This window comes from Paenibacillus lentus (assembly GCF_042714055.1).
GTDB lineage: Bacteria > Bacillota > Bacilli > Paenibacillales > Paenibacillaceae > Fontibacillus > Fontibacillus lentus_A.
The window spans coordinates 207,783-227,629 of the sequence record NZ_JBHGVC010000004.1; the positions used below are offsets into that span (position 1 = coordinate 207,783).

General features: G+C 48.0%; 16 protein-coding genes. 12 read left to right on the forward strand and 4 right to left on the reverse strand.

What is annotated here, in order from left to right:
• Positions 1-122: 122 nt before the first annotated feature.
• Positions 123-839, reverse strand: coding sequence for a Crp/Fnr family transcriptional regulator (locus tag ACE3MQ_RS10875; protein WP_379392634.1), 717 nt, complete (start codon positions 837-839; stop codon positions 123-125).
• A gap of 140 nt (positions 840-979) precedes the next feature.
• Here ACE3MQ_RS10875 and ACE3MQ_RS10880 point away from each other — a divergent pair, with 140 nt between their 5' ends.
• From ACE3MQ_RS10880 to ACE3MQ_RS10910, 7 genes are all read left to right on the forward strand, one after another.
• Entirely contained in the window at positions 980-2,167 is a 1,188-nt protein-coding gene (locus ACE3MQ_RS10880; protein WP_379392635.1) for a phosphopentomutase, read from the forward strand.
• 69 nt (positions 2,168-2,236) lie between these two features.
• Positions 2,237-3,295, forward strand: a complete 1,059-nt coding sequence (locus ACE3MQ_RS10885; protein ID WP_379392636.1) for a BMP family lipoprotein — start codon at positions 2,237-2,239, stop codon at positions 3,293-3,295.
• Between the two features lie 62 nt (positions 3,296-3,357).
• Complete coding sequence (locus ACE3MQ_RS10890; protein WP_379392637.1) at positions 3,358-4,893, forward strand: ABC transporter ATP-binding protein; 1,536 nt, start codon at positions 3,358-3,360, stop codon at positions 4,891-4,893.
• Positions 4,886-5,956: an ABC transporter permease gene (locus ACE3MQ_RS10895; protein ID WP_379392638.1), complete on the forward strand. Its 1,071-nt coding sequence runs from the start codon at positions 4,886-4,888 to the stop codon at positions 5,954-5,956. The genes ACE3MQ_RS10890 and ACE3MQ_RS10895 overlap by 8 nt, the downstream gene beginning before the upstream one ends.
• 3 nt (positions 5,957-5,959) lie before the next feature.
• Positions 5,960-6,913, forward strand: coding sequence for an ABC transporter permease (locus ACE3MQ_RS10900; protein WP_379392639.1), 954 nt, complete (start codon positions 5,960-5,962; stop codon positions 6,911-6,913).
• Between the two features lie 203 nt (positions 6,914-7,116).
• Positions 7,117-8,403 (forward strand): NCS2 family permease, encoded by a 1,287-nt coding sequence (locus ACE3MQ_RS10905; protein ID WP_379392640.1) that lies wholly within the window; start codon positions 7,117-7,119, stop codon positions 8,401-8,403.
• 97 nt (positions 8,404-8,500) lie between these two features.
• Positions 8,501-10,171, forward strand: a complete 1,671-nt coding sequence (locus tag ACE3MQ_RS10910; RefSeq protein ID WP_379392641.1) for a M20/M25/M40 family metallo-hydrolase — start codon at positions 8,501-8,503, stop codon at positions 10,169-10,171.
• Positions 10,172-10,381: 210 nt separating this feature from the next.
• On the opposite strand, the gene ACE3MQ_RS10915 is transcribed toward ACE3MQ_RS10910, so the two are convergent.
• Positions 10,382-11,077, reverse strand: a complete 696-nt coding sequence (locus ACE3MQ_RS10915; protein WP_379392642.1) for a 4'-phosphopantetheinyl transferase family protein — start codon at positions 11,075-11,077, stop codon at positions 10,382-10,384.
• Positions 11,078-11,278: 201 nt separating this feature from the next.
• Here ACE3MQ_RS10915 and ACE3MQ_RS10920 point away from each other — a divergent pair, with 201 nt between their 5' ends.
• The 4 genes from ACE3MQ_RS10920 (at position 11,279) to ACE3MQ_RS10935 (ending at position 15,307) form a co-directional block, all read left to right on the forward strand.
• Positions 11,279-13,390: a S41 family peptidase gene (locus ACE3MQ_RS10920; protein WP_379392643.1), complete on the forward strand. Its 2,112-nt coding sequence runs from the start codon at positions 11,279-11,281 to the stop codon at positions 13,388-13,390.
• Positions 13,391-13,474: 84 nt separating this feature from the next.
• Entirely contained in the window at positions 13,475-13,825 is a 351-nt protein-coding gene (locus tag ACE3MQ_RS10925; protein ID WP_379392644.1) for an ASCH domain-containing protein, read from the forward strand.
• A 6-nt stretch (positions 13,826-13,831) separates the two neighbouring features.
• Entirely contained in the window at positions 13,832-14,272 is a 441-nt protein-coding gene (locus ACE3MQ_RS10930) for a DUF2269 family protein (RefSeq protein WP_379393074.1), read from the forward strand.
• A 153-nt stretch (positions 14,273-14,425) separates the two neighbouring features.
• On the forward strand, positions 14,426-15,307 hold the full coding sequence (locus ACE3MQ_RS10935; RefSeq protein WP_379392645.1) for an alpha/beta fold hydrolase: 882 nt from the start codon (positions 14,426-14,428) through the stop codon (positions 15,305-15,307).
• Between the two features lie 71 nt (positions 15,308-15,378).
• Here the strand turns inward: ACE3MQ_RS10935 and ACE3MQ_RS10940 are convergent, their stop codons facing one another.
• Both ACE3MQ_RS10940 and ACE3MQ_RS10945 read right to left on the reverse strand, forming a co-directional pair.
• A complete protein-coding gene (locus ACE3MQ_RS10940) occupies positions 15,379-15,516 on the reverse strand; it encodes a hypothetical protein (protein ID WP_379392646.1) in 138 nt (45 codons plus the stop codon).
• A 183-nt stretch (positions 15,517-15,699) separates the two neighbouring features.
• The gene (locus ACE3MQ_RS10945) at positions 15,700-16,512 is read right to left on the reverse strand and encodes an AAC(3) family N-acetyltransferase (protein ID WP_379392647.1); all 813 of its coding nucleotides are present in this window, start codon (positions 16,510-16,512) and stop codon (positions 15,700-15,702) included.
• Positions 16,513-16,917: 405 nt separating this feature from the next.
• Here ACE3MQ_RS10945 and ACE3MQ_RS10950 point away from each other — a divergent pair, with 405 nt between their 5' ends.
• Entirely contained in the window at positions 16,918-19,827 is a 2,910-nt protein-coding gene (locus ACE3MQ_RS10950) for a sensor histidine kinase (protein ID WP_379392648.1), read from the forward strand.
• The last annotated feature ends 20 nt before the right edge of the window (positions 19,828-19,847 follow it).

Genomic DNA, 19,847 nt, shown 5'->3' on the forward strand with positions numbered 1-19,847 from the left:
GCAAGGTCCGCGAACTGTTAAGGGGTTAACCCCGTCTTTGTGAATTGGTTAACAAAATAATCGTTACGCTGTTAACGGAATTAAAGCGCTGTCATTTGCTATATTGAGAGCAATAGGCAGGCCTAATTGTTATACCACTTGCGAAGCGTAGGGAACTCTTCCGTCTCATGACAAATAGATTCTAACAGTTTCATATCAAGGAGGTATAGGTACTTATCACGAATATCGATTAGTCCTTCGGCTTGAAAATCGCCAAGCGTTTTGGAGATCGATTCCCTAGTGATGCCGATCATATTGGCGAGCAGGGATTGATTAATTTTCAAATCGATTTTGTAAACGTTTCCGTGCGTGGTTCCAAAATTATAATAAAGATCCATGATTAAGTTAGCGACTTTGCCGCGAACGTCATAGAAGGTTAAATAGCGGATCATGCGATTGAGCATCCGGGTACGCTCCACCAGAATCTTGTAAGCGTTTCTCAGGATGATGGGATACTTATCGACAAGGTGCATGAAGTCCTGACCCGAAATTTGCCAGACGGAGACATTCTCCAGCGCTTCAATCGATGAAATTCGATGGTAGCTGTTCGACAGTGATTCGACTTCGCCGATAATGTCGCCGGGCGTCGTAATGCTGAGGACGACTTCTTTACCTTCGTACATGCGGTAAACTTTAACCATGCCTGAGCGTAGAAGATAGATCTCATCACTTTCGTCATTCTCAAACATCAGAATATGGTTCTTCTTGAATTGCCGTTCTTTAAGAAATGGGACTATATATTGCAAATCATCTTCAGGAAGGCCGGAAAAAATATGAATGTCTGAGATGTTATCAATCATGAATTCTACGTCCTTTCAGTTTCGTTATATGAACAGCTTGGTTATGAGATTGTAAGTAGCCCTACAGATTATTGTAGCATGATTTAAAGAAAACATAGCATAGCAGCATATATTGTTATTTACAGAATCGAGGTAATGGTATGAAATTTGAACGAATATGCGTCATTGTCCTGGACAGTGTAGGGATCGGCGCTTTGCCGGACGCTTCGGCCTTTGGGGATGAAGGCAGCCATACGCTTGGCCACATTTGTGAGCAAGTCCCTACGATCAGCTTGCCGAATCTTACTGCGCTTGGTCTGGGTAACATTGCTCCGCTGCCTGTAATCCCAAGCGTCGAGAAACCCTTGGCTAGCCATGGAAAAATGGCGGAGGTATCCGTAGGCAAAGATACGATGACCGGGCATTGGGAGCTGATGGGGCTCAAGGTAGAGGTGCCGTTTCAAGTATACCCGCAAGGATTTCCCGCAGAGCTCATCGCAAAGTTCGAGGAGCTGACCGGTCGCAAGGTAATTGGCAACAAGCCGTCATCGGGAACGGAAATTCTCGATGAGTACGGAGAAGAGCAGATGCGGACAGGCTCCTGGATCGTGTACACCTCGGCGGACAGCGTTTTTCAAATCGCCGCTCATGAAGAAGTGATTCCCCTGGAGGAGCTCTACCGTGCTTGCGAAATCGCCAGGGAATTGACTCTTCACGATCCCTACGTGGTTGGGCGCGTCATCGCCAGACCTTATGTCGGGGAGCCCAGTGCATTTGTACGCACGCCGAATCGCCATGATTATGCATTGGCTCCGTTCGGCAGCACAGTATTGGATCATTTACAGGCAGCCGAATATGATGTTATCTCTATTGGTAAAATTTATGATATATTTACAGGACAAGGAATAAAGGAGTCCTTTCCAACAAAGAATAATTTAGACGGTATTCAAACAACGATTCGGTTGTTGCAGCGCTCGTTTAAAGGCTTGCTTTTTACTAATTTAGTGGACTTCGATTCCTTATACGGCCATCGCCGCGATCCTGCCGGTTACGCTGCCTGCCTCGAGGAATTCGATCGGCATATTCCAGAGCTGATGCAGCAGACGGGAGAACGCGATTTGCTCATCATTACGGCAGATCACGGGAATGACCCTACAAGCCCGGGAACCGATCACACCCGCGAGTATGTCCCGATTCTAATTTACAATCCTGCACTGGCTGATCAAGCCACTTTGATTGGCACAAGAAGCACTTTTGCGGATCTGGCGGCCACGATCGCCGACAACTTCGGGGTGGACAAGCCGGAATTGGGGGAAAGCTTCCTAGGGCAGCTAGTGGCTCCTGACTAGTTTCTAACTGGCGATTAACCAATTCAAAGCAAAGACCAAAGGCAAATCACATTAGGGAGGAAATTAAAAATGAAAAAGACAATGAAAACTGTATTGCCTCTTTTGTTGGTATTTATACTGGTTCTTACGGCATGCGGACAAAATGGAACGAACCAGAACGGCGCTGGTGCGGGAAATGCCAATACGCCTGCTGACAACGGTAATCAACAAGAAATCAAGAAGCTTAAAGTCGGTATGGTTACTGACCTTGGAAGCGTCAATGATAAATCCTTTAATCAAAGCGCATGGGAAGCGCTTCAGCAGTTGAAGAAGGACTACGGCTTTGAGGTGAAATACCTGGAGCCGAAATCCGATGCGGACGTTGTGCCGAACCTGAATCAATTCGTAAAAGCGAACTATGACTTAACATGGGCCACTGCTTTTACCCTGGCGGATGCCGTGACTCAGTTGGCCAATGAGAACCCGAATTCAATGTTTGGAATCGTGGACTCTGATCTGACGTTGCCTAACGTTGCCTCTGTATCCTTTAAGGAGCAGGAGGGCTCTTACCTCGTCGGGGTTATCGCGGGACTTACCACGAAGACGAACAAAATCGGATTTGTCGGCGGCATGGAGATTCCGGTCATCAAACGTTTTGAAGCTGGTTTCCGTGAAGGAATCAAAGCGGTTAATCCGGATGCCAAATTGATTGTGAACTACACCGGTTTGTTTAACCGGGTAGATATGGGTAAATCAGCGGCCTCAACCATCTATAACGATGGGGCGGATATTATTTTCCATGCAGCAGGCTTAACAGGGAACGGTGTGTTTAACGAAGCGAAGGAACGCAACAGCAAGGGCGGTAAAGTATGGGTTATCGGGGTCGATAAAGACCAATCCTTGATCTTCGGCGATGATGTAACACTCACGTCCATGGTGAAAAAAGTAGATGAAGCGGTTTATCAAATTTCCAAGAGCCTAGCCGAAGGTAATTTCCCGGCAGGACAAGTCACGCTGATGGGCCTAAAGGAGAACGGTGTCGATATTGCTCCGACCTCCGAGAAGAACGTAGCCCCTGACGTGCTGGCTAAAGTCGAAGAATATCGTCAAAAAATCATTAACGGCGAAATTGTAGTACCTGAAGAATAATAAATTCCGTCCCCTGTCACCTCTCGCGATAGGGGACGGAAACTTTGATGGAGGGGTCTACTTTGACTAAGGCGGATATTGCGTTAGAGCTGAAAGGAATCACGAAGAGATTCCCCGGAGTAGTGGCCAACGATTCGATCAGTTTTCAATTGAAACGCGGTGAGATCCATGCTTTGCTCGGAGAAAATGGTGCAGGCAAGTCGACGCTGATGAGCATCGTTTTTGGACTATATCAGCCGGATGAAGGCGAAATTTACGTGAATGGGCAGAAGGAATTGATCGATAGCCCGAATAAGGCGATTGATCTTGGCATCGGGATGGTCCACCAGCATTTTAAATTGGTCGAGCCCTTCACGGTGACGGAGAATATCATTCTTGGCATGGAACCGAAAAAGGGGATGAAGATCGATATTAAAGGCGCCAGCGCACAGGTCAAGAAGCTCTCCGAGCAGTACAAGCTCGATGTTGATCCCATGGCTACGATTGAATCGATCAGCGTAGGCATGCAGCAGCGGGTGGAAATTATCAAGACGCTCTACCGGGGTGCGGACATTCTTATTTTTGATGAGCCGACCGCGGTGCTGACGCCTCAAGAGATCAGCGAGCTGCTGGAAATCATGAGACGTTTGGTGGCCGAAGGCAAATCGATTGTATTGATTACGCACAAGCTTAAAGAAATTATGGAAATCGCGGATACATGCACGATTATTCGCCGTGGAAAAGTCATTGAGAGCGTTGAAGTCGCTAAGACTAATCCGCAGGAATTGGCGGAGAAGATGGTAGGGAAAGCCGTAAACTTTAAGACCGAGAAGCAGGCTGCCAAGCCTGGAGATGCGTTATTGGAAGTGAAGGATTTAGTTGTTGAAAGCGGAAAGGGAAAAAATGCGGTAGATGGACTGTCCTTCTCCGTTCGCGCAGGCGAAATCGTCGGGATTGCCGGGGTCGATGGCAACGGTCAGACGGAGCTGATCGAAGCGATTACCGGCATGCGAGGCATTAAATCAGGTGAAATCCTGCTCCAGGGCAAAAGCGTCACTAATCAATCCCCACGTTTCATATCGGAAAGCGGATTGTCACATATACCTCAGGATCGGCATAAACATGGGCTCGTTCTGGATTTTACCGTCAGTGAAAATATTATCTTGCAAACGTATGATCATCCGGAGTTGAATCAACGCGGCTTCATTAATGAGAAATCGAGGGATGAAATGGCCGCGCGTCTAGTAAAGGAGTTCGACGTACGGACGCCAAGCATTGATACCAAGGTTCGCTCTATGTCTGGGGGCAACCAGCAGAAGGTTATTATCGCGCGGGAGATCGACAAGAAGCCTCAGGTTCTCATCGCGGCTCAGCCGACGCGGGGACTTGACGTAGGTGCGATCGAATTTGTGCATCAGCAGCTCATTGCTCAGCGAGACGAAGGGAAAGCCGTGCTTCTGGTCTCCTTTGAGCTGGAGGAAATCCTGAACGTTGCTGACCGGATCCTTGTCCTGTTCGGGGGGCAGATCGTTGGCGAGACGACGCCGGAATCGACGAATGATCAGCAGCTTGGGCTGATGATGGCCGGCAAGCATGAAGGAGATGGCACACATGAATAAATTAATGAGTATTTTCAGGCGTGAATCTGCTGTTATTCCTGTTGTCTCTATTATTATTGGTCTATTATTGGGTGCAATAATTATGCTGATTGGCGGGTATGATCCACTGCTCGCTTACGACTCCCTCGTAACCAAAATATTCGGCAGCAGCTATGACATCGGGGAGGCCTTGCGTACGATCGTTCCCCTCGTCATGTGCGGTCTCGCGGTAGCCATTGCTTTCCGCGCGGGTCTGTTCAATATTGGGGTGGATGGCCAGATCATTATGGGCTCGCTCGGTGCGCTTATCGTAGGAACGAAGCTGAGCCTGCCTCCTCTGCTGCATGCTGTAGTTGCTGTTATATTCGGTGCAATCCTCGGAGGATTGTGGGGTGCACTCGTGGGGTATATTAAGGCGAAGCGGGGCATTAATGAAGTTATCACCAGCATCATGTTCAACTTTATTGCGCTCTATTTCAGTCATTACATGATTCGTACTTTCATGCCGCAAGCAGGTACACAGCGATCTGCGATGATTCAAGAATCGGCCAGCATTCAAATTGGCTGGCTATCCCAGCTCATGGGGGGCGCCCGCATTCACTGGGGATTCCTCATCACGATCCTCGCCGTAATCTTCTACCATATTTATTTGAACCGAACCAAATGGGGCTATGAGCTGCGGGCTGTCGGACTTAACCCGGATGCGGCCGAGTATGCAGGGATGAAGGTATCGAATGTCATGGTGCGCACAATGTTTATTTCCGGCGTGTTCGGCGGCTTGGTCGGTACCTTTGAGGTGCTGGGCGTATTTAAATACATCGCTATTAACTCGGTGACCTCGGGTCTAGGATTTGATGGAATCGCAGTCGCCCTGCTTGGCGGGAATACGGCTCTCGGCGTGTTCCTTTCCGGCATGCTGATCGGGGCGCTGACCTATGGCTCGCAAGGCATGAGCTTCGGTGCGGAAGTCCCGGGCGAGATCATTCGGATGGTCATCGGCTTCATTATCTTTTTCGTTGCCGCACCGGGGATTGTGAAGCTCTTCTTCCGCCCGCTTACAAATAAATTGAAGAAGAAGGTGTAAGTGATGGACATTATCAGCAATCTCATTAATGGGACGCTCGTATTTTCCACGGCCTTTATCTTTGCTGCCCTTGGCGGGCTTATATCCGAGCGTTCGGGCGTCATCAATATTGGACTGGAAGGCTTTATGGTGTCCGGAGCTTTCTTCTCGGCCGTCATTGCTTATTATGCAGAAACGGCAGGGTTAGGCGGGCTGTCGCCATGGCTCGGAATTATCGGTGCCTTTATATTTACGGCTATATTCTCGAGTATCCATGCCGTAGCCACGATCAGGTTTAAGGCAAACCAGGTCGTCAGCGGGGTTGTCATCAATATTCTTGCGGCGAGCTCCACCTTCTTTCTGGTGAAGCTGATCTTTGAAGGCTCGGCGGAAAGCCCGCTGCTGACAACGGTATTCCATAAATTCAGAATCCCGTTCCTAAGCGACATTCCGTTTATTGGCAATGCGTTCTTCAACAACTATCCAACGACCTACATCGCTATTGCGTTCGTGATTGTGATTTACTTCATTATCTATAAGACGTCTGTCGGGCTCCGACTACGTGCGGTCGGCGAGCATCCTGGCGCTGCGGATACCGTGGGGGTCAAGGTCAACCGCATGCGTTACATGGCCGTTATTCTCAGCGGCTCGATTGCGGCGCTAGGCGGAGCGACCATCGTGCTTACCTCGAACGGCAACTTTGCGTTCAACACGATTTCCGGTCAAGGCTATATCGCCCTTGCGGCGGTTATTTTCGGCAAGTGGAATCCGGTTGGCGTCATGCTGGCCTCCTTATTCTTCGGCTTGGCACAAGCCGTCAAGGATCAACTGCAAATCTTCGAATTCGCAGCTCGCATTCCGAATGAATTTTTCTACATGCTGCCGTATGTGCTGACGATGCTCGTACTGATTGGCGCGGTAGGGAAGGCGCGTTCACCGAAAGCATTAGGGGAACCATACGAGGTCGGGAAGCGGTGAGTCTTATGTTGTTTAGCTGTGGGCTTATTGCTGAATTTATAGTTGGATTAGGGGCTGGAGTCTTTAAGACCTCCAGCCCTTTTTAAAATGAACATTCGGCGAGCTGCCAAATATTTAGAAGAAAATGCTGCAAAAATGCAGGGGAATTCCGTGTAATGGGCTCGTGAGCAGGAACAGTAGTGCTAATAAAGAGGTGTTCTTCATTGGATAGCAGACTAGAAAGATGGTTTCACCTTCAACAAGAGAAGACAACGATCCGTACTGAAATGGTAGCGGGATTAACCACGTTTATGACGGTAGCTTATATCATTGCCGTGAACGGTTCCATTCTGAGCATGGTGGGAATGCCGTATGAAGCGGCTACGATCGTGACGGTCATTTGCTCCTTCATCGGCTGTATGCTGATGGCGCTGTGGGCCAACTCGCCCCTCATTCTTGTCCCGGGCATGGGGGATAATGCGTTTTTTGTATTTACGCTCGTGTTCTCGCTAGGGTTAACCTGGCAGCAGGCACTGGCTGCAGTATTCATTGCCGGGCTTGTATTCATGGTCACGTCAGTGACGAAGTGGGCCGACTATTTATCCCGCTCGATTCCAAAGTCAATGATACATGCAATGACGGCAGGGATTGGTTTTTTCATTGCCTTTCTAGGCTTAAAAAACGGTGGTGTGATCGTGGCCAACGAGAGCACCTTTGTGAGCTTGGCTAGCCTCAATGAGCCACATGCGTTAACGACGATTTTAACTTTAGTTATCGCGCTGCCGTTATTCTTACGTAATGTGAGAGGGAATTTCTTGATTGCGATCATTGCCGGAACGGGGATTGGCGCGGCGCTTGGCATTGTTGATTTCTCGGTGCTGCGAGATTTCAGTATTTCTTTTGGCGGGTATGGGGAACTGTTTCTTGCTTTAGATTTCAGCGGGATAGGGACGTTCCAATTTTGGACGGCCGTATTCTCTTTATCGATGGTCATTATCTTTTCAAATATGGGGGCCCAGCTGGGCATGCTTCCGAATAAGTCGAAGTTTAGAAAATCGTTTCAGGCGAATTCCTTTTCGGTTATCAGTGCAGGGCTGCTCGGATGCAGTCCGATGACGACGGCGGCAGAAGGAGCGACCGGCATTGCATCCGGCGGAAGAACGGGTCTTACCTCGCTGACCGCAGGACTGCTTTTTATCCCCGCCTTGTTTCTTGTCCCCTTATTCAAAGTTATCCCGAGCAGTGCGATTGCTCCGGTGCTTATTATTGTAGGATGCCTGATGATTATGTCGATTAAGGAAGTGCCTTTCGACGACTTTACCGAAGCCTTTCCGGCTTACATGATGCTGGCGGTTATGCCCCTATCCTTCAGCATTGCTAACGGAATTGCGTTTGGCTTCATCGCTTATCCGATCGTGAAGTGGGTGACGGGTCGTCGTGCGGAAGTGTCTATGACCATGTATATGATCGCCTTCTTCTTCCTGCTGTATTTCATCTTGGGCTCGATTTAGAGGCTGCGGCAACTCTCTTCTTGGCAAGTTGATTTTTCACGATTATGATGAGAAGGAATAAGAATTTTCCTCAAGTTGAAAAATCAGGAGGGGTATTGTGGCTTCATATTATTCATCTCCATCCATTATGACAAGGCAGCCAACAGGCTCAAAACTTGCTAAGTGGGTAAAGGGGATCGGAATTCCAATAGTTATACTAGGTGCCATCCTCATCGGCATGCTGCAGATCCAAGCACCACCGGCGGCTGGGCCGGATGCGCCATCTGAGGATTTCTCCGCTGCGCGCGCGATGGAGAAGCTGAAGGTCATTGCGAAGGAGCCTCATCCCGTAGGCACGCCTGCCCATGACGAGGTCAGGGATTATCTTATGGCCGAACTGAAGGCGCTTGGGCTCAGTCCCGAAATTCAGGAGACGGTGGCCTTGGATCGGCGCGGCGAATCGAGGACACTTGAGAATATAATGGTACGGCTTCCAGGCACCGATCATAGTAAAGCCCTGATGCTTGCGGCACACTATGATTCTGTTCCGGCTGCGCCGGGAGCCGCGGATGATGGGGCAGCGATTGCAGCCATGCTGGAGACGCTGAGGGCCCTGCAGGTATCCGGGGCGCTTAAGAATGACCTGATCGTGCTCATGACGGACGGCGAAGAAATCGGGCTGCTCGGCGCGCGGGAATTTATGAATGAGCATCCATGGGCTAAAGAAATTGGACTTGTGCTCAACTTTGAAGCCCGTGGAAATAAAGGCCCGTCATTTATGTTCGAGACCAGCGAGCAGAACGGATGGATCGTTAAGGAATTCATGAAGGCCGCTCCCCAACCGATCGCTTATTCGCTCATATATAACGTTTATAAACTTATGCCGAATGATACAGATTTGACGATGTTCCGGGCCGGGGGATTAGCTGGGCTGAATTTTGCCTTTGGCATGGGATTGAATGCGTACCACACTGTACTCGACACTCCGGAAAATTTAGACCCGGCCAGCTTGCAGCACCATGGGGAATATATGCTGAGCTTGACCCGCCATTTTGGAGATTTGGATTTGGGTCAGCCGCATGTGAAACAGGAGAACCGGGTGTACTTTAACGTGTTTGGCTGGAAGATGGTCAGCTACCCTGAATCCTGGGGAATCTGGTTCATGGTATTCGTAGGAATATTATTTGCCGGAACGCTCTGGCATGGGATATACCACAGAAGGATTAGCTTTAAAGGGCTTATTGGAGGCTTTATGATTACTCTGCTCAGCTTGGTGGCAGTAGGCGGAGTAATTACACTTGGGTGGAGCCTGGTGCGCTCTAATATGCCGGTAGATCAATACGAATCGACGGTCACTGATCCGGGCATAAGCATTTACTACTTTATCGGCCTGCTGATCCTTACGGTTGTGTTGAACCTGCTGTTGGTTCGCTTGATTTCGCGATATATTCGCGCAGAGAACCTTTGGCTGGGAACATTGCTGTTGTGGCTTTTGTTTTGTGTGATGTCGACGTTCTCTTTACCGGGTGGAAGCTATTTATTTACCTGGCCGCTTCTATTCAGCTTGATCGGCTTGAATCTTTCCTTTCGAATGGAGCAGGGAGATTGGACATGGGTGTCCGTGCTATTCGCCATCCCAGGTCTTATCCTATTTACGCCGATTCTTTATCTCGTATATATGTTGATGACTTTAGATATGGCGGGTATTTTACTCACGGTTGCCGCGCTGGCGCTCTCTCTGATTTTTCCTGTATTTTGCAGAGCCGTGAAGAATCGAAGATGGGCTTAGGGTATAAAACCTGAAGTGATCGGCGGTCAAAGGTTAAAGCTGAACGGTAAAGTGTTGAAAGGAAATTGGAGTATTCCCCGAGCGGGGAATACTCCTTTTACATCAAGAAGAGCGGTAGCTTGAACGTTCAAACTTATTACTGAGAAGTTATGAAAAACAAGAATCTTGCGCGCGATGCAGTTCCCAAGGCGCAAGTGTATACTCTGGAGGCTATACATAAACCAAAAACTGTTCATACAGCTCATCCAGGCCCAGCATGCGGACATCATCAGGAAATCGGTCATGCTGCGCACAAACAGACATTTTGTACGAGGAATCGATGTCATACTGCTTGAACGAACAATTCTTGAAATCATTTCGAGTGTTTAGCTCGATCCGCTCCTGTCCGACACGGATGGAGAAGGAGTCCAGCGGCAAGGAGAGCCCCATGCCCGCCGCTTTGATGTAGCTCTCTTTAAGCGTCCATAAATCGAAGAAATATCTTAATCTGGCACCACCCTGACGCATATAAAGATCAAAGCACTCCTGTTCGGAGAAAAAACGCTTGGCGAGGCTGAAGTCAATATCTGCGACCTTTTCCACATCGATCCCGACAGGTGAATCGTCTATGGCGCAAACGACCCATTCCCCGGAGTGGGAGTTGTTGAAGTGCAGACCGGATTCTCCCTCCAACAGCGGCTTGCCGTAAGCATTTTGAATCAGCCGTATATCTCTGTTCTTCATGTTCAGCCTGCTGCAGATAAGGAGCCTGGATAGAATATCGGCTGTTAAAGTTCTTAGCGCGTCTTCTTTGCGCATAAATCTGTGGATTCGCTCCTGCCTCTCGATAGGAAGTACATCGATCAGGCTCCAAATAGGGAGCGAGGTTAAGTTTGGTTCTAGCTGGACACCGTAAATCTCAGTCATTTTTTCCCCGCCTAATCTATCAATCAGTCAGTTGTCTCTTCTTCCATTATAAGGATATTATTGCGGAGGGCAAATGCAAGCCAGCAAACCATGGTTCTGCCATTATTTCACTTGAAAGTCATTCCTCCCCTGAATGCTCCATGATAAGATATAGATAACTTAACGAAAGAGATAAATTGCTGCGAAGAGTGGGGGAACAGTTTGAAGAAGAGAAGTGTCATTCGGATTTGTTGCTTGATGGTAGGCATTTGCATGCTGGGGATGCTGAGTGCTTGTACTCAGTGGACCGCTTACAGAGGCTCTGAGGATTGGGGGAAAATGGTAAGAAATAATGCAACAGGGTATAGCTTAGTGGACAAGGGGGAATATGAAGAGGCGATCAAATATTTGGAAAAGGCGATTGAATATGCTTATAAAATGGAACCGGCTCTCGTTGATTTGGAAAGCGAAATGAAATTGGATCAGTATATGGGGGCTCCGTTTAACAATCTAGGCTGGGCTTACAACGAGCTGGAGGATTATGAGAGAGGCTTGGAATACATCGAGAAGTCGCTCCTCATTGTGCCCAATCAGGATTGGGAGTATGTGAATAAAGGAAATGCCCTGTACGGTTTGTATGAATATGAAGCGGCGCTGGAGAGCTACGATCAGGCTCTAGCAATTGGCAATGAGAAATATGCTTATTATGGCAAGGGCAGAACGCTTTTTGATTTAGAGCGATATGAAGAAGCGCTGGAGCAATTCGATATTTATTTGGGTATGGATGAGTCAGATATGGATGGGTTTGAAGCGAAAATATACACCCTGCTCGAACTTGATCGGTATGAGGATGCGAGCAGGCTGGCCGATGATCTCATCCGGCAGAAACCGGATAATTATGAGACCTACCGCATTAAAGCCGCTGTACTTGAAGACACAGGCGATATAGATCTTATAAAACATCACTATAGGGGCATGACTGAAAAGTTTCCCGACCATACCGAAGTTTATGTGCAGATGATGGAGACTTATAACGCGCTGGGAGATTTTGAACGGGTGAAGAACAGCTATGACGCCGCCGTTCAGAAGGATAAGTCCAATGCAGATATACATATAGCCATGGGAGACGTTCATATGGAACGATCGATGTACGTCCAAGCGGCGAAGTATTATGATCAGGCGGTTCAGCTCCAGCCTCAGCATGAAGAGGGCAGCATCAGCAAGCTGAGGGCGCTGTACAATGGCCGCAGAAATTATCAGTGCATCGCTTTTGGCGAGGAAGCCGGGAAGCAAGAGTTCTCCTCTTCCCTCATTCCATGGTTTACGGGGCAATGCCATTTTGATCTAGACCATTACACGGAAGCCATCCAGGCTATGGAGCGAGTGATTGAGTTGGATCCGCAAGATGACGAGGCCTACGCGACGATGGCGTATTCCTATCTTATGCTGGAAGAATACGATCGGGCGGAGGAGTATTGCGAGAAGAGCTTGGAGTTATACTCCGGCAATCCGATGGCCTTACATATTCAGGATGCATTAAGGGACAGCAGGAAGCCGCTCGGTGAGCGGATTAAGCATTTTTTCAAGGACAATTATTTATACATAGGGAGTATTCCTGATTTAGATACGATTTTGTCCAAGCTGGATCAGGAGGAGTTGACGACGGCGGAAATAGCTGAGGTTCTCGATCGTGCGATGCATCAAAGGGATGTATTCACCTCTGTCATTTATGGGGAGGAATACGATCAGTTCACTGAGCGTCCAGATCAAGATGTGCTCTATGAAGACCAGGGGACGATCGCTTACTTCCGCATCTACGAATTTAACCATAATACCGATGACAGGTTCGTTGAATATCTCGATCTAATTGCGAATTCTGAAACCAAGACGCTAGTCATTGACCTGCGGGGGAATACAGGCGGGAATATGGACAGCGCTAATTACATTTTGGATGCGCTGCTGCCGGAATGCGTGACAAGCATGCTGATCGAGCGGGACGGTTATGCGGACAACTACTACTCAGATGCGGATTATATTGCCTTCAAAAAAATATATGTTCTAGTGGATGGAAATACAGCGAGCGCCTCCGAGTTATTAACTTTGGGCCTTAGCACCTACTTGCCTAATGTGACGATTATAGGCCAGGACACATACGGCAAAGGAGTCGGGCAACGCGTATTTGAGGACAAAGCGAATAAGATTATGGTGATCGCGGTAAATCACTATTGGAACGTAAGGCAGAACAATATTATGTACTCCCACATCCGTCCGGATATCTACGTTAAAAGCTCCAAGCTGGAGGATTATATGAAGCCGATAAAAGCAGGGCGGTAGGGGCGCGACGTCCCCGGAAGGTTATGGACACTAATCACAATTGTGATAAAGTTAAATTAAAGAATTGACGAGGAGGGTAACTATATGCAAAACCATGCAGAACACGAGGCATTGCCGCCTAAGACCTGTTCGATTGAGCGATTAGTAACTATGCCAGCCGATGTGGAGAAGGTATTGGCAGGTCAGAAGACGGCGACCCGCCGCAACGGCCGTTACGCCGATGTGGGGGAAGTCATGACGTTGAAGGGGCGGGATTTTGTAGTAGAGCAGGTGTATTCCCAGACCCTCGGCGACCTGACGGAAGAACAGGCTATGCAGGAAGGCTACGCGAGTCTTGAGGAGTACAAGCAATCGATCCTATCGATTCATCCCGGCATGCGCTGGGTACCGACCATGCGCGTTTGGGTTCACGAATTCAACCCTGTGCGGAAATAGGTGAATGTGGAAACGCTGCGCACTCTGCTATTGTATATTCACATTCTCAGCGCGATCACGTCGATCGGCCCGTTTTTTATCCTGATACCGTTGGTTCCCCGCCTACGGACGGCAGGGCCCGAAGCGCGACAGGCCTATTTGAATACGTTCAGGTCGGCGATCCGGCTGGTTAAGCATATGGGCCATGTATTGGTTGTCTCGGGAATTCTTCTGATTGTGGTTGCGTCATGGTCTTGGACGGAGTCGTGGCTTATAGCGACCTATATTATATTGACAGGCTCGCTCTATTTTATGGCCCGCGCCTTTACGCCAAAGCTGCGCAAATTCGGGGAGCCTGATGCGGACAAGGAGAACCTGGTCAGGAAGCTGCTCCGCTCGGTATGGGTTTATTTGCTGCTCCTGCTCGTTATGCTATGGCTCATGGTTGCTAAGCCGCAGTTATGGTAGTTTTTTATCCAAGTATGCAAGACAGCCATGTGACGGCAAGATTATGATTGACGGAATCGCCCTTCATCGAAGTGTTAAGCAGATGGGAGGCGATTTCTTTTTTCTAGGCGAATATCAGGTTATAAGGATAATAATGAAGCTGGAGGTAGTAGGATGGTTAAAGTATATAAAAATAAGCGGGCCGAACAGCAGGTGCTTCAATCCTACCAACGCATATTAGACATGTGGCCTGTAGATTTCCAGGAACATCATATCCCCACGAAGTACGGGCTAACCCATTGCATTACTTCGGGGCGTCCCGATCTTCCCCCTTTGCTGCTGTTCCATGGGGTGGGAGATAATTCGGCGGTGATGTGGGTTCTGAACGTAGAAGAGCTGTCCCGGCATTTTTATTGTATCGCTGTGGACACCCTTGGCGGCCCGGGCAAAAGCATACCCAACGAGCACTTTGTCAGGGGCAGCTTTGACCAGGTGGACTGGATCCATCAAATCATCGATCATTTTCAATACGAGCGCGTTTACTTGGCGGGCGTATCCAACGGGGCATACATGGCTTACAACTACACGGCGGTCAATAGCCACAGAGTACATAGAACCGTTTGTTTGGAAGGCGGGATGGTGACGAATCCATTCAAGACGATGGTACGGACGCTGTTGATGATGTTTCCGGAAATATGCATTCCCACCCATCAAAATTTAATTCGAATATTAAAAAAGCTCAGCTCGCCCAATTCCGAGATTTTTACGCAATACCCTTGGTTGGCGGATCATTTGGCACTTCTTATGAAGAGCCATAATCAGCAGGCGATGTTTGTTCATAAGGTGGAGAAATATAACCGGGAAGAGGGGGGCGCCGCAGGAAGCCAGCTCTATTTTCTCGTGGCGGAACATCGGATTGATCTGCAGCGGGACTTCCTCCGAATATTGGACGAAGGAAAATATCAGTATAAGGTCATTCCGGATACGGGGCATGGAATTAATCATGAACAGCCTGAACGGATCAATGAAGAAATCGTAGGCTTCCTGCTAGGGTAAGCTAATAGAAAGCGGCTGATTCCTCGGCATGCAGCCAGGAAATCAGCCCCTTTAAGCTTCTGTTGATTCCATTACTGGACTTCTACAATAATCACTTCATCACTAATCATATTGTAAGCATAGTCCCCGATTCTGCCTAAGGTAACCTCAAACTGATCGCCAGGCTGCAATTGAAGGGAAGTTACTGTTTCTTCCTTCAATGTAATCATCAATTTCTCTTTATGAATGCTATGGGTGAAATCAAAATAAGGACTGAGAGGGCAGTGATAGTAGCTGCTGTTACTGTCTATCGGCACCTCCTTTAGCACAGAATTTATGTATATTTTGTGTCCATCAACAATCACATTGAAGTGAATACTATCTGCGCAATCATTTTGTGAAAATATAGAAGATTATTGACTCTTTCGATGTTTTTCCATCCACTGTACAGCCCAGTCCACGAGTTGTCTCTGTCTCAAAAAACGAACCTCAGCCGCACCAACCTTGTGAATTGTTACGTTATGAGCTCTATCATATTGTTGGCCTAAAGGAATAAAATCCTCGTCATCTACGGCTTGAGTGCGGTAGGTCACCCATGTTCTTTTCCCGTCGATCATGATCGCGCTGCTTTCCTCCGTAAACCGCTTCGTGGGAAAGCTCGCCCTAGTCTCTGCTAAGTGCAGCGAGGTGTTCTTGTCATATCCGACTCCAATGAGCAGGATATGACCATCAAGCTCATACAGCTTATCAACAGGCGAGCCTTTGCCGAAAATCTGGCTTAAATCATGCTCTTTCGTAAGATATTCCGCATGCCAGCCTACGGCAGCCACGGATCTTGCCGGATGGTTGGATCTAGCTGCGCCGGGCCACTTACGGAACATCTCCGCAACAACGCCCATGCCAATGGCCGGTGTAATTTCTTTATCGTAAGCCGGCCAATGCTCACGTATTAAAGGCCAGCTGTCAGTTGGAACCTCCCAATGAACACCTGCAGAGGGATCAAGATTCTTCCAGGTCTGGGACGGCATCATTAATGTGCCTCTATCGCCAACAATTTCAAGCAGAGCGCGGATTAAAGACTCGGCTCCGCCAACCACATATCCAATCTGGCTTAGCGAAGTATGCACGAATATCGTTTGTCCTTCCGCTACGCCGCAGCGCCGGAATTGCTCTTTTAAATCGCTTTTGGTTAGAATCAGGCTTTGGCTCGAACGTGGATCTGTCATCGTACTCACTCCTTTATTAATTATAAGAAAAACGTTTATCGACATACTCTCTTAAGAAGATAGACCGCGATTAGCGGCAGTTTTTCTGGCGATATCAGGAGGTTTATGCTCGATTTATACCTTCTGAGATCTAAAAAAAGAGACAGCCCCTCATTAACCGAGGGGTTGTCTCTGATGCCACCAGAAAAGCATTGCCCTTACATTGTTTGCTTCCTTTTCATTATATTAAAAAGGGCAAGCCATTTCAATAATCTTCCAGACCGGGCTCGTACATAAATTTTAAGATAAATATTATGAAAGCAAAGTGTAGTCCCGATAATTATTTTAAGGTAAAAAAATAAATAAAACGTGCTACACCCTATAATCAGCATGAGATTAGAAAGTCAAGGGGGCAGGTGTTACAGCATGAGTTTATACGGCAACGCAATCTCTTGGTCTATTGATCAGAAGACCCGTTTTTTAACCGTGGTGAGCAATGACTTAAGGAAGTGGATCGGCAGCTTGGAAGAGAAGGCTTCATCCCTCTTTCGGCCTGATCGCTTGCTAGAAATGGTTCATAAGGAAGATGTCCATATGTTCGTCGAGCATATGGACATCTTATATTCCGGGCAAATAAGCAGCCTGGAATATCGTATTCATACGGATACAGGGGAGATGAAATGGGTTCATAGCATCGGCGTTCCTGTCCGGGATCAGGATAACATGGTGATTCGCATCGATGGATTCCTTGCGGACATTACGGATCGGCGGCTAATGCAGGAGCGATATCAACGAACGTATGCCATGTACGAGAGGGTGCTGGAGAAAATTGATGTAGCCATCTGGTCATATGATTGCGTTTCCGATCATATTTCCTTTGCTTCCGAGGCTATTACTAGAATTACGGGCTATCCCCTGGAAAAGGTGACAGAGCCACATTTTTTGCAGGAACAGATTTATAAAGAGGATCTGCCTTTGTTCGAAAAAGTAAAAGCTATCGTTAACCAAGGGCTTCCAGACTTGAGCGAGTACCGGATTATCCATGCAAGCGGGGAAATTCGCTGGATTCAAGTCAGGATCATTCCCGGCTTGGATGATGCTAACAACGTTATTCGGCTGGATGGCGCAGTAATGGATATTACAGATAGAAAAGCTGTGGAAGAAGCTCTGCTCAGGAGCGAGCAGCGTTACAAATCTTTGTTCGAATATAATTCCGACGTCGTGTGCGAACTCGATTTGCACGGGAACGTCTTGGCGATTAATCCAGTGGCGGAGAAGATTACAGAGGAAGAACTTAGTATAGATAAAGGAAGCTTCTCTCTCAAGGCGTTCTTAGGCACGGAACAGACGGAACGGTTAAAGAATTACTACGAGCAGACGCTGAAAGGACATACTCCGCAATATTCTGTGACTTCTTGCCATAAGAATGATCGAGTGATTCATTGGGACATGAAGAACGTACCGATTTATGTGAATCAGCGGATCGAAGGCGTGTTTGTGATCGCTAAAGATGTTACCGACCTTATAGGCAGTGAAGCGCGCTACCAAAGATTGATTGAGCTGTCGCCAGTAGCCATAGCAGTCTATAAGGATCATAAATTCACTTACATTAACCCGGCGGGAGCAAAGATGCTTGGCGTGGAGTTTAAAGGGCAAGCGATTGATCTTCATATTATGGATTTGATTCATCCGGATTACCGTGAGCATGCTAGGAGGAGAATAGACAACACTTTGTTGAACGGCTACTCTCCACCTACGGAATATGAGATTATTCGCACCGATGGTCAGATCATCGTCGTGACTATGTTTTCCATATTTGACTCCCAATCCTCATCCGTTCAGCTTATGTTCGAGGATATCACGGAGAAGAAGCAGGTGGAGCAAGCCTTGATGGAGAGCGAGGAGCTGAGTCGGCGCCTCATTGAAATGTCACCGGAAGCGATCATTCTGCACAGTGATTACAGGTTCATCTACGTCAACTTGGCAGGCCTGGAATTGTTCGGGGTATCCTCCCAAGGAGAACTGGTCGGACAACCGATATTTAAGTATATCCATCCGGATTACAGGGAGCTGGTCAAAGAGCGGCTGGGGGAAACGATTTATACGGAGGAAAGAAGCGCCTCTCTTATAGAGGAGAAGCTGATTCGTTCGGACGGTGAATGGATTGATGTTGAGGTGGTAACCAGTACGATTTTATATAAGGGGAAGCATGCGGGGATATCCATGTTTCGCGATATCAGGGATAGGAAAAAGGCCGATGAAGAACGAAGAAGGACGGAGCAAGTCATTCGTGAGAGCGAGGAGCGGTATTACCGCTTGCAGACAAGCCTGGATCAATTCTCCCATGATCTGTTCGGCATGATGAAGACGAGTCACATGAAGCAGCGTTTATTAGCGGAAGTTCGAAATATTTTATGGATCCCGAACGCAACCATCATGGAGGCTGAATATAACCATGATAAACTGTGCGAAATCATTGAAAACGACAGCGGCTTTTCCCTGAAAATCGGAGAGGTACGCGGAAAGAGTTATTTGCTCCATATTCCTGGCAAGCCCCCGGCTTTGCGAATTACAGCGATACGAGTGTGGCTGAAGACGATCACCCGTTATGTCAGTGTTCTATTCGACAACTTTCTACTGATTGAGGATTTGACGGAGGAACTGGAGCAGGTTGTTTCCGGACAAGTTACGCCTACATGGCTGCTGCGGTTCATGTTTAACTTATCGGAGAAGGAACGGAAACGGCTTGCGCAGGATCTGCACGATTCGGCACTTCAGGAGCAAATTATCTGGTTCCGCAAGTTGGAGCTGCTCTTATCGGACACATCCGTTACGGGAGAGGTTCGAGAGCAGCTGGAGCAAATCAGCGAGGGGCTCCTGGATGTCATATATCAGCTGCGCGTCACCTGTAATGAGCTGAGGCCTCCGCTGTTAATCCGGGACGGGCTGGTGCCTTCACTTGAGGCGCTGTTCGAGATTACGCAGATGCGAGCCAATTATCGTATACACTTTGACTCCGAGCACTTCCACCATAAATTGAATAATGATATTCTAATCGGGGTATATCGTATTGTCCAAGAGCTCTTGGCAAATGCGACGAAGCATTCTTCTGCGACCGAAGTACGTATTTTATTGTCTAGCGGCGGGGAACGTACTCGATTAGAGTATAAGGATAATGGGATTGGCATGGATCTGGCAAAAATGGAAGACTCGTACACAAGCATGGGCATCTATGGCATGAAGGAGCGGGTACGAAGCATGGACGGGACAATCCAATTTCTGTCCTCGAGAAATGAGGGGCTGTCGATCTATATATCCATCCCCGGCTGCAGCTGATATTTTTTAGAATTAACATT